Annotated in this window: 5 protein-coding genes; all 5 read right to left on the minus strand. The window is 67.7% G+C overall.

The features are described 5' to 3' along the window. Nucleotides 1-22 precede the first annotated feature (22 nt). From BDI24065_RS10230 to BDI24065_RS10250, 5 genes are read right to left on the minus strand one after another with little or no spacing between them, the layout of a single operon-like run. Nucleotides 23-940 (minus strand): UDP-3-O-acyl N-acetylglycosamine deacetylase, encoded by a 918-nt coding sequence (locus tag BDI24065_RS10230; RefSeq protein ID WP_175031143.1) that lies wholly within the window; start codon nucleotides 938-940, stop codon nucleotides 23-25. Next, on the minus strand, nucleotides 937-8562 hold the full coding sequence (locus tag BDI24065_RS10235; RefSeq protein ID WP_175031144.1) for a type I polyketide synthase: 7626 nt from the start codon (nucleotides 8560-8562) through the stop codon (nucleotides 937-939). Before BDI24065_RS10235 ends, BDI24065_RS10230 begins: the two co-directional genes overlap by 4 nt. 3 nt (nucleotides 8563-8565) lie before the next feature. Beyond that, complete coding sequence (locus BDI24065_RS10240; RefSeq protein ID WP_374104155.1) at nucleotides 8566-10098, minus strand: LTA synthase family protein; 1533 nt, start codon at nucleotides 10096-10098, stop codon at nucleotides 8566-8568. Continuing rightward, nucleotides 10095-10886, minus strand: coding sequence for an SDR family NAD(P)-dependent oxidoreductase (locus tag BDI24065_RS10245; RefSeq protein WP_175031145.1), 792 nt, complete (start codon nucleotides 10884-10886; stop codon nucleotides 10095-10097). The genes BDI24065_RS10240 and BDI24065_RS10245 overlap by 4 nt, the downstream gene beginning before the upstream one ends. Continuing rightward, nucleotides 10879-12084: a capsule biosynthesis protein gene (locus BDI24065_RS10250; RefSeq protein ID WP_175031146.1), complete on the minus strand. Its 1206-nt coding sequence runs from the start codon at nucleotides 12082-12084 to the stop codon at nucleotides 10879-10881. The genes BDI24065_RS10245 and BDI24065_RS10250 overlap by 8 nt, the downstream gene beginning before the upstream one ends. Nucleotides 12085-12117: the final 33 nt, after the last annotated feature.

Below are 12117 nucleotides of genomic sequence, written 5' to 3' on the forward strand. Positions count from 1 at the left end.
CGCATCATGAAAAAGCGTGGTGTCACGCGTCGGGAAACTCGGCCCACTGCCATGCGTCGGGTTGGGCCAGCAGCGCGTCGACCAGCCGGAAATTCATCTCGTGGCTCGGCCGCAGTGCGCTCACGCGCGCCAGCAGCGGTGCGCCGGCCAGCGCGAGATCGCCGACCAGGTCGAGCACGCGGTGCCGGACGAACTCCTCCGGCAGCCGCATCCCGCCCAGCACGCGATTGCCGACGATGGACGCGGTGCACGACGGCCGTGCGCCGCGCAGGATCGGCACCCCGCGCAGATAACCGGCGACGATCGCGGGCACGGCCCACTTCACGCGGCCATACGAGCGCGATGGCGCGATTTCGGTCGCAAATGCGGCCGGCGTCAGCGCACCATCCCAGTGCATGTTGCCGAAGCCGCGCAAGTCGTTGCGCACGCTCAATTCGTAACGCGGCGCCGGTTCGACCCGCATTTCGCGCCGCTGGTCGCCTTCGCCGTCCGTGACGACGACGGGCCGCAGCACGCGGATGAAGCGTTTCGGCGCATCGAGCGCGACGCGGCCGCACGCGCGGATGGCGTCCACCCACGGCGCCGCGCTGCCATCGAGAATCGGCACTTCCTCGGCATCGATCTCGACGATCGCGTGATCGATCTCGCACGCGAGCAGCGACGCGAGCAGATGCTCGATCGTGCGAACGCCGACGCCGTCGGCATTGCGCAGCATCGTGCACAGCGGCTGCGCGCGGCGCAACGCGGGATCGACCGGCAGCGTCGCGAGCGTGCGCCCCTGCGCGACGCGACGGAACGCGATGCCCGTCACGCCGTCTTCCGGACGCCCGGGCAGGATCCGCACCCCGACCCGGCGCCCCGTGTGCAGCCCGTGACCGTCGATCGCCAGCGGTCGTGCCAGCGTGCCCTGACGCGTCGCCCAGCCGGACGGCGCGCTCATCGCGCGACCTCCAGCGTCGGCGACGCCTGGCCCGTCACCGGCCGCGTATCGAGCATCGCGCGCGCTTCGCCGTCGATCGCATGCTTCGCAGCAAGCGCAGCGACGGCCTCGTGCGCGGCGTCGGTCTCGGAACCGGCGTCCGCATGGGTCGATGCATCGATCGAATCGACGATGCGTCCGGCCAGCGTCGTCACCGACGCGCCCTCGGCAATCGCCATCACCGACAGCTTGACCTCGAACGCTTCCTCGACCGCGAGGCCGAGTTCCATCCCCATCAGCGAATCCATGCCCATGTCGAGCACCGACTTGTCGAGCGCGATGCGATCCGGCGTCATGTGCAGGATTCGCGCGATCTGCCCCTGCAGCGTCCGGGCAACCAGCGCGATCGCTTCGTCACGCGGCAACGCCAGCACTTCTTCCCGCAATTGCGTGCCGCCGTCGCGTGCATCGCCGCCCTTCGCATGCGATTGCAGCAACGCATACCGGCGTGCCTTCGCGGCAGGCATCCCGCGCGCCACGGCGTGCCAGTCGAGCCGGACCACGGCTTCGCCCGCCGCGCCCGCTACCAGCGCGCGCTCGAGCGCGACCATCGCCTCGTCGGACGTGATCGAGGCCCCGCCGATCCGCGACTGCAATGCCTCGCGCGTATCCGCGTGGCGTGCGAGGAAGCCGACGTCCTCGAGCGGCCCCCACGCCATGAACGTACCCGGCAATCCCGCTGCGCGGCGATGCTCGACGAGCGCCTCGAGGAAGCTGTTGGCCGCGACGTAGTTCGATTGCCCCGGATTGCCGAGATAGGTCGTTGCCGACGAATAGACCACGAACAGGTCGAGCGGCAATGCGCGCGTCGCGCGATGCAGGTTCCACGCGCCGGCCACCTTCGGGGCAAGCACCGCGGCCATGCGCGCGTCGTCGAGGTTGCGCACGAGGCCGTCGTCGATCGACATCGCCGAATGCAGCACGCCCTTGAGCGGGCTGTCGCGCCGGACGATCGCGGCAATCATCGCATCGACCGCCGCGGCGTCGGTCACATCGCACGACACGACGTCGACCGTGACGTCGAGCGTCTTGCGCCAGTGCTCGACTTCCTCGCGTGCGGCAGCAGCGAGCTCGCCGGAACGGCTCGCCAGCGTCAGCCGGCGTGCGCCGCGCTCGACCATCCAGCGCGCGCTCGCGAAACCGAGCCCGCCCGTGCCGCCGACCACCAGGTATGTGCCATGCGGATCGAGCGCGAGCGAATCCGCGCGCGTGACGCCGCGCGTCGGGGCCGGCGTGCCGGACGGATAGGTCACGAGCACCTTGCCGATCTGGCGCGCCTGCTGCATGTAGCGGAACGCATCTTCCGCCCGTTCGGCAGGAAACGCGCGATACGGCAGCGGATGCAGCACGCCTGCCTCGAACAGCGCCATCACTTCGCCGAACAGGCGCGCGGTCAGCTCCGGCAACGCCCCCATCAGCTGGTCGGCGTCGATGCCGAAATAGCTGATGTTGTTGCGGAACGGCCGCAGCCCGATATGGCTGTTTTCGTAGAAGTCGCGCTTGCCGAGCTCGAGGAAACGACCGAACGGCCGCAGCGTGTCGATACTGCGCACCATGGCCTCGCCGGCAAGCGAATTCAGCACGATGTCGATGCCCTGGCCGCCCGTCAGTGCGCGAATCTCGTCCGCGAACGCGAGGCTGCGCGAATCGAGCACGTGGTCGGCACCGAGCAGGCGCACGAACTCGCGCTTCTCGTCGCTGCCGGCCGTCGCGAACACTTCCGCGCCGAAGTGGCGCGCGAGCTGGATGGCGGCGATCCCGACACCGCCCGCGCCGCCGTGCACCAGCACGCGCTCACCGCGACGCAGACGCGCGAGTTCGACGAGTGCGTAATACGCGGTGAAGAACGTGGTCGGCACGGTCGCCGCTTCCTCGAACGACAGGCGTTCGGGTTTCAGTGCGATCGCTTGCGCGCGCGTCCTGACGCGCGTCGCGAACGACGCCGGTGCGAAGCCGAGCATCGCATCGCCCGGCGCGAATCCCGTCACGGCGTTGCCCACCCGGACGACTCGGCCGGACAGCTCCATGCCGATCGTCGCGCCCGCGAAGCCGGTCTCGACCGCTTCATCGGACAAGAGCCCCATCGCATACATCACGTCGCGGAAATTGAGGCCGGTCGCAACGGGCTCGATCTCCACCTCGTCGGCGCCCAGCGGGCTTTCCGGCAACGCGAACCATTCGAGATTGCGCAGCGAGCCCGGCGCATCGAACGCGAGCACGGCCGCACGCGCGATCGCACCATCGTTGCGGGCCGCGGCCTGCGCAGCCGTCAGCATGCGCGGCACCTGCCGCCCGTGTGCGCCCAGGACGACCTCTTCCTCGACCGCCACGCCGGTCAGCTCGCGAATCAGCGCGTCGGGAATCCGGTCCGCCGCTCGATCGACGTCGATCAGGCGGCACGCAAGTTCGGGATGCTCGTTCGCCAGCACACGCCCGAGGCCCCACAGCGTGGCCTGTTCCGGATGCGCATTCGCGGTGCCGGCGAATGGCGCGCCGCCACGCGTGATGACGGTCAGCCGCGTCGCCGCGTTCGGCTGCGTACCCAGCGCGCGAACGAGCGCCGCCAGCGCGATCACGCCGCTACGCTGCGCGGCCATCAGGCCATCGCCCGTCGCCGATTCGGCGAGCGGCGTTTCCGGCGCGCAGAACACGACATGCGCCGGCTGTCCGGCCGGCAACGAATCGATCGCATCGGCCGCGTGCGTCACGTCGACGATATCGGCCGGATAACCGGCGCGCGCCAGCGCATCGGCCAACTGCCGGCCGAAACTGCCGGCGGCATCCGGTGCGTGCATCACGAGCCATTGTTCGCTGCGTGCAAGCGTATCGAGATCGCTCGGCTCGTCGCCGCGTTGTGCAGCAACCGCGTTCGCAGGGTTGCGCGCGATGACGAACGTCGGCGTGCCGTCCAGATCGAGCGATTGCTCGACGTGACGCACGACATCGACGTAGCCCGCGCGCTCGAGCGCCGCATCGAGGTCCGCCGGCGCCAGCGGCGCGGGCGCGTCGGCTTCCGTCGACGAAGCCTGCGCGCCGAATACGAGGTCGGAGAAGCGGCCGCGGCGCGACTCGGCCAGCAGCAGCAATCCGCCCGGCGCCAGCCATGACCGCATCGCATTCAGCGCGTCGGCCACATCGTGACGGCCGCTCAATGCGCGGTTCGCGACGATCAGGTCGTAAGGGCCGGCTTCGTCGGCCGCCAGCGACAACCGCTCGCCCGGCTGCAATGCAACCGTGCGCACCGCCGCTTCCGCATCCGCGTCGAACCCGGCCAGTTGGCCCGCAGTCGCTGCGATCGTGTGATCGCAACGCGCGGCCGCGAGATGCATGCCGAGCGTCTGCAGCACGTCGCCGTCCGTCGCGCCCAGTTCGAGCACGCGCAGCCGGCGTGCCGGCTGCCATCCGTCGACTGCCTGCTCGACGCCTGCGGTCAGCAACGCGTGCACGTGCTGCCACGTCGGCGATGCGGCAAGGAGTTGTTCGACCAGGCTGTGCCCGGTCGGCGACAGCAGGCGCGCGCCGTCTTTGGTGCCGCCCAGCACGTCGGACAACGCGGCGCCGCAATGCGCGAGCAGCGTCAGCTCGGCCACGTGCCCCGGCGATTCGGCCAGCAGCCCGCGCCACAGCTCGTCGAGCGGCGGCAACGCCGCACACGCCGCGTCGTCGCGCACGAGCAGCGCGCCATCGCGATGAGCGAGACCATCCTCGACCAGCATGTCGGCCAGACGTGCGGCCAGTGCCTCACGCCCGGCCGCCGGCCGCCATGTGCCGGCGAATGCGTCGAGCGCATCGAACGCGCGGAGCGCGTAGAGGCTCGCCAGCACGTCGAGCAGCGGCAGGATTTCGGTCAGATGCTGCGTCCGGCGGCCGTCGTGCCCGGTCGCATCGAGCCGCGCGACGGCCTGCGCGAGCAGCGCGTCGGGGGCCGGCAAACCGGCGGCATCGACGTCGCCCGGCAGCGGCATTTCTTCAAGGCGGTACACGAAGCGCGCAGGCAGGTTCTGCCGGCGGCCGACGAGATCGACGCGCCGGAACCGGCAACTGCCGAGCCGCGCGACGATCGCGCCCCGCGCGTCGAGGAATTCGAAATGCGCGACGATCGAATGCGGGCTGTGACGGTCGATCCGCACCAGCACCCGCTCGACCGTGTCGCCGCGCAGATAGTCGACCCGGCCGATCTGCACCGGCACGTAAGCCGGGTGCTCGCCTTCGCGTGCATGCGCCGCGAGCAGTGCGAACAGCGGATGAAACCCGCTGTCCATCAGCGCCGGGTGCAGCAGATAGGCAGACAATGCCCGCGCATCGCCACACGCGGCCGGCGCGGCGACGTCGGCCAGCGCCGCGCCGTCGTCCACGGCGACCCGCACGGTGCGGACCCAGCGGAACGCCGGCCCGTAGCCGAGGCCGATGGCCGCCGTGTTTGCGTACAGCGTGTCGCCGTCGGCGGCCGGCAGCGCGAACAGACGATCGAGCGTGTCGGCCGGCGCGACGCTCGCTTCACCGAGCGCGTTGCCGCTTTCCAGCATCCGCCCCGTCACGTTCAGCGTCCATGCGCCGTCGGACATCCGGTCGCGCGTCTCGATCGTGAAAGTTGCGGTGCGCGGCTCGATCACGAGCCGGAACAGTTTCGCCTGCTGCGGCTGGAATACCACCGGCGTGCGGATCTCGACGTTTTCGAGTGCCGCATCCGGCGTATCGAAGAAGGTACGCGCCGCGGCGAGCGCCATTTCCACATAGCCCGCACCCGGGAACGCCACGCCGCCGTCGACGACGTGATCGGCCAGCATCGGCAGCTTCGCCGGATCGAGCTGGTTTTCCCACGCGAATGCGTGCTCGTGCAGGCGATAGCCGAGCAGCGGATGCTCGCGGCGACGATTGACGAGGCCATAGCCTTCGACGGTCGGCGTCAGCCAGAAGCGGTCGCGCTGCCACGCATAGGACGGCAATGCAGCGCGCGATTCGCCCGGCGCGAAGCGGTCGGGATCGACACTCGCACCGTGCGCGATCGCCGCGAGAATCGCTTGCCGCAGCGTCGCCGCGCTGCCGTGATCGCGCTTGAGCGTCGGCAGCGCCACGCCGGTCGCGCCGGCGGCCGCGAATGCCTGCTTCACGTACGTGCGCAGGATCGAATGCGGCGAGACCTCGACGAACAGCCGGACGCCCTGCTCGATCAGATGCGCGATGCCGTCGCCGAAACGCACCGGCTCGCGAATGTTGCGCCACCAGTAGCGGGCATCGAGTTCGGTGCCGGCCAGCGCGCCGCCGGTCACGGTCGACACGAACGTGCCGTTACCCGGCTGCGGCCGCAGGCTCGCCAGTTCGGCCAGCACGACCGGCTCGATGCGGTCCATGTGGCTGCTGTGGAACGCGTAGTCGAGATCCAGCATCTGGAAGAACTTGCCGCTGCCGCGCAACGCGGCCTCCAGTGCCTGCAAGCCCTGCAGTTCACCCGCGAGCGTTACCGCATCGGGGCTGTTGATGCCGGCGATCTCGACGCGCCGCGCCAGTCCGTGGCGCGCGACCAGCTCGCGCGCCGCCGCATCGCCGATGCCGACGGCCGCCATCCGGCCGCTGCCGCGCGTCATGGCCTGCGCGCGGCTGCGGATCTTGATCACGCGAACCGCGTCGGCGAGCGACAGCGCGCCCGTCACCCACGCCGCGGCAATCTCGCCGACGCTATGGCCGATCGCCGCGTCGTAACGCATCCCGCGCGCGTCGATCACGCGAATCATGCCGACCTGGATCGCGAACAGCAGCGGCTGCGCGTTCTCCGTCGCGGCGAGCCATTCGGCGCCCGCGCCGGCCAGCCATTCCGCACTCGGGCCGCCACGCATCACGTCGACGAGCGACGGGCTGCCATCGGCGCACCACAGCGCGTCGACTTCGTCGAGCGCCGCGCGGAAGACCGCGTTCTCGGCATAGAGCTCGTTGCCCATCCCGACCCACTGGCAACCGTTACCCGAGAAGACGAGCGCGGTGCGCACCGCATCGGTCGGGGCCTGGCCGGTCGCCACGCACGCCGGCAGCCCTTCCGGCGCCGGTTGGGCCAGCGCCGCGAGCGCCGTGCGCGCTTCGGCCACGTCGGCCGGCGCGACGATCGCCCGATGCTCGAGCCATTGGCGACGACGTGCAGCCGCGGCGGCCAGCGTCTGCCAGTCACCGCCGTTCTCGAGCACCGCCAGATAACGGCCCGCGAGCGCGCCGAGCGCGTTCGCGCTGCGCGCGGTCAGGACGAGCGGAGACAGTTGCGCGTGCGTCGGCTCGAGCTCGGCCGTCGAGGCCTCGTTTGCAGCCGGCGCCTCCGTCAGCACGACGTGTGCGTTCGTTCCACCGAAGCCGAACGAGTTGACGCCGACCGTCAGCGGCGCGTCGCTTGCGTCGAGCGGCATGTAGCGATCGACGACACGCAGACGCCCGCCGTCGAAATCGATGCCAGGATTGGGCGTGACGAAATGCAGCGAGCGCGGTACCGCGCGATGCTTCAGGCACAGCACGGCCTTCAGCAGGCCGGCCATGCCGGATGCCGTCTCGAGATGGCCGATGTTGGTCTTGACCGAACCGATGAGCAGCGGACGATCTGCCGGGCGCTCGCCCGACACGACGTCGATCAACGCACGCGCCTCGATCGGATCGCCGACCGCCGTGCCGGTGCCATGCGCCTCGAGATACGCCAGCGACTGCGGATCGATGCCCGCGCGCGCATACACGCTGCGCAGCAGCGACGCCTGGGCGGCCGCGCCCGGCACGCTGATGCCGCCCGGCGAGTGGCCGACCGAGTTCACGCCGGAGCCGGCGATCACCGCATGGATCGTGTCACCGTCGGCGAGCGCGCGATCGAGCGGCTTGAGCAGCACGAACGCGCCGCCTTCCGAGCGGACATAGCCGTCGCCGGTCGCATCGAACGCGCGGCAACGGCCGCGCGGCGACAGCATCGACGCCTTCGAGAAGCTGACGAAGCCGAACGGGTGCAGCAGCAGGTTGACGCCGCCTGCGAGCGCCACGTCGGCCTCGCCGGACTGCAGTGCCTTGACGGCCTGGTGGAGTGCGACGAGCGACGACGAGCAGGCCGTGTCGACGGACATGCTCGGGCCGCGCAGGTCGAACAGGTAGGACACGCGGTTCGACGCGATGCTCAGCGTATTGCCGGTCGCCGAATACGGATCGATCACGTTCAGATCGTCCATGTTGCGGTTGCCGTAATCCATGCTGGCGGCACCGACGAAGACGCCGCAATTGCTGCCGCGCATGTCGGCCGGGCGCACGCCCGCATCCTCGAACGCTTCCCACGCGAGTTCGAGCAGCAGGCGCTGCTGCGGGTCCATCTGGGCCGCTTCGCGTGGGGAAATGCCGAAAAACGCGGCGTCGAAGCCGGCGACGTTGTCGACGACGCCGGCCGAGAACGTGTAGCTCTTGCCCGGTTCGCGCTTGGACGGGTGCTGGTAGAAATCGGTGCCGAAGCGATCGGCGGGGATTTCGGTGACTGCGTCACGTTCGTCGCGCAGCAGTTGCCAGAAGTCACCGAGATTGTTTGCACTCCCGGGAAACCGACAAGCGATCCCAATTATTGCAATCTTACTGTTCATCTTTTATGTCGCTTTCTCGGATGCGCACGGCTCTTCCATGCGATTTCCGTCGTCTTGTACCACATTCAGCAGAGCCGCCCCCAGCTCTTCGGCGGCCAAATGCCGGCATTCAGGAGCAACTGTGCCGTAATTTCGCCAAATGAAGTAGTCGCTGCGTTGTGGAGAAACGCCCAGCTTCTGGAATACATGATGCAGAGCGGGAACGTGATCACCGTAAAAACAAACGACCGTTTCACGATCGCTGGCGCGCAAATGATCGAGCAGGCGCCCGATCATGGCGTCCGCGTTTTCGATATGCCGCAGATATGCCGTCAGATCGCGCCAGGATGCAACCTCGCCGAGAGTATGCCGCGAAGACGATTCTCCAGGCAAAACCTGCTCCAGATGCAGCGGGCCATGATTTTCCATGGTCATCGCAAAGACGAAGCGCGGGCAGTCGCCGCCCGCCGCATCGAGTTCCGCGATGATCGACTCGGACACTGCGGCGTCCGCCACGTACGGACCGGCACGGGAGGCCGATTCAAAGTGGCGGATATCGAGAAAACGCGTGAAGCCGAGCAACGGAAATACCCGGTGCCGCCCGAAGAAATCGGCGTAATACGGATGAATCGCGACTGTATCGTAGCCACAACGATTGAACCAGGATGCGAGCGAAGCGATTTTACTTCTTACAAATGCGTAAGGATAAAAGCGCGCATATCCAAGCGAAAAGGATTCCGTGCCGGTCAGCACCGCGAATTCCGTTCGCATGGTGTTTGCCCCCCACGCAGGGACCGTCATCTCGCCATGCCAGACGGCCTCGCGACGCGCCTGGTCGAAGCGCCTGAAGAGATTCGGCTCGACCGCCTCACCGAGCCGGCGCGCATCGAAGAACGATTCGCTCTGGATCACGATCACGTCGGGACGTCTTGTCGGCTTGCCGGTTGCGAACGGCCCGGCCGCCAGGACCTCGCAGAACTTCCGGAACGTCGCAGGACGCAGCCCGTTGAGCAGATAGGCGACGAACACGGCAAAAAAGCCATGCCGACGTTGATCGACATCGGGATCGAGTGTGAGCGGCAAGCGCGCCGCGATGGGCACGGCGATCGCGAACGGCAATGCCACCGCCAGCCACGCCATCGCGCCGGAGCCCCGGTGCACCGGTCGCTCGACGACGAAGCCCGCGATCACAAGCAGGATGCCGGCACCGATCGCGACGACCTTGCCGACGCTCAGGAACGGCAAATAAAGACGAGGATGCGAAAACAACTGGCTGAACAGGCTCAGATCGGTAAATACGAACGGCTCGCGCAACGACTCGTACTTCGCATTGCTGACCGCGGCGACAAGACCGACGAGCGCAAGCGCCGCGCAGGCCGAGAAGAGCGGCCGCGACGTAACAGCGAACACCATGTCGAACAGGAAGACTACGGAAAGAATGTGAAACACTGACGACACTGGCGGGCGCCGCAGCGGCGCCCGCGGGACGGCAATCGCATCGACCGCGAACGACAGCGCAACGGTAGCCGCAAGCATCACGGCAAGACGCGCGCTCAATTGACCCTGTCCTTCGATGGCAGATAGGACAGACGGTCGAGGATTGCGTCGGCGAGTGCGGCAGGCAAGAGCGTCAGGAGGCGCATGCCGAATGCCAGCAGGCCCGGGAATGCAATCTCGCTGCGGCCCGCGTCAAGCCGGCGCCGGATGTATGCGGCTGCGCGCTCGGCGCTCCAGAGGAACGGCTTGTCACCTGGGAACACGTCGCTCATCGCCGTTTTCACGAAGCCGGGCATCACAACCGACAGACGGATGCCGTCACGCGCTAGCAAGGGGCGAACCGAATCACCATACGCCTTGAGCGCGGCCTTGCTTGCACAGTACGCGGGCGAAATGGCCATGCCACGTATTGCCGCGAGGGAACTCACCAGCACAACCTGCCCGCGTCGGCGCGGCCGCATACGCTCCATCACCGGCAGTACCGCATGCATCGCCCCATAGAAATTGGTATCGACGATTGCCGACGTGCGGTCGAGGCTCTCCCAGTCGCGAGCCGACGAGAGGGTACTCGCCACCCCGGCGTTGGCAATCAGCAAATCTATCGAATATGCGTCGTCGAACTGCCATAGCCATGCCTGCATCGCCGCTGCGTCTCGCACGTCGACCTGCGCGGTGACCACCTGCGCGCCGCGTGCGCGACAGGCGTCGGCGCAAGCGTCAAGCCGCTCCGTATCCCGTCCGACGAGCCCCAGCACCCTACCCGGCGCCGCATAGGCGATAGCGAGCGCGCGCCCGATGCCCGCACTCGCGCCGGTAATGACGATGTGGTGCGGCACGGAACTAGCCATGTACCGCCTCGAGACGAGAAACCGCACCGGCAGTCGCCATTTCGATGCCGGTGCGCGTGTAGAAGTCGCCGTTGATTTGCGTGTGATGGACGACGTAGTCGAGAAACGCCTGGTACAGGTGCATGTCCGGCGGCGACGCGCCGCGCCAGAAGTCGTCGAGCTCACCCTGCGCGGTGAGTCCCGGCATGCTGTAGATCGCCGTGCCGAGCGCAATCAGCGGGCGGCGATGATGCAGCGCAGAAAGTCCGACTGTGCTGTTGACCACTACGACGCCTCGCGCGTGCTCGAGCAGCGTGGGCAAATGGCCTGCGTCGATGAAACGCAAGCGATCAGCCATGTCGAGTTCGCACGCAAGTTGCCGCGCATAATGGCGATAGTCGATGAGCCCCGTGTCGAGCGGGTGATTCTTTATGACGAGCCACGCGTCCGCAGGCGCGTGGCTCGCGAATGACCGCATGACCTTGGCGATCGCATCGCGGATACCGTCAAACGGCGAATGGACGACAATCTGCGTATCCGAGTTCAGTTGGAGCGGAAAGAGATAGTACGGTCGCCCGGCATCGAGGAGTTCACGCGTCACACGCTCAGCATGGCGATCATGTTGCCCCTGGCGGAGCGCGCGCACGGCAAGGCCGGCGTATTCCGCGACGCCGTTTCGTGGGCGGTGGCTACGGTAATGCGGGAAGCGCGTCGCGTAGAGCATGTTCGCGGCGCGATAACGAATGTCGTGATACGCGCGCTCGCTGAGTTTGTAGCCGGTGGAACGGCCAACCGGGCTCGGCGGGGTCACGCTCCGCTGGTCGAGATACCAGGACGGATCACGCGGCAGCAGCGAACGTCCGTTGACCCCACCCCTCTCGAGGGTGAGCCAGTGCGGGCGGACGTAGCCTTCTTCGAAAACATGAACCCGCAGGCCGAATGCCTGCGATACCGGATGCATATGACGGTGAATCTCGCGACAATCGCCAAACATGATGACATCCGTGAAATCACCCGCTTGCGCAAGCCTTGCGTACCAGCCGGACAAGTCGTCCGGCGTGCCGCGGTAGTCCCACGCATTGCCTGCCCCGCCGTAAAGAAGATCGCCGCCGCAGAAATTGACCCTGCGTGCTGCGTGTCCGCGTTCCCGCAAAGCGTCGGTGAGGCGGTTGAAAAACGGCGAAGCCGTCCCTTGCAACACAAGGAATGAACGAGGCATCTTGTCTGGTCAAACAGCGAATATGGCCTGCTC

This window comes from Burkholderia lata, from assembly GCF_902499025.1.
GTDB classification, from domain to species: Bacteria; Pseudomonadota; Gammaproteobacteria; order Burkholderiales; family Burkholderiaceae; genus Burkholderia; species Burkholderia lata_C.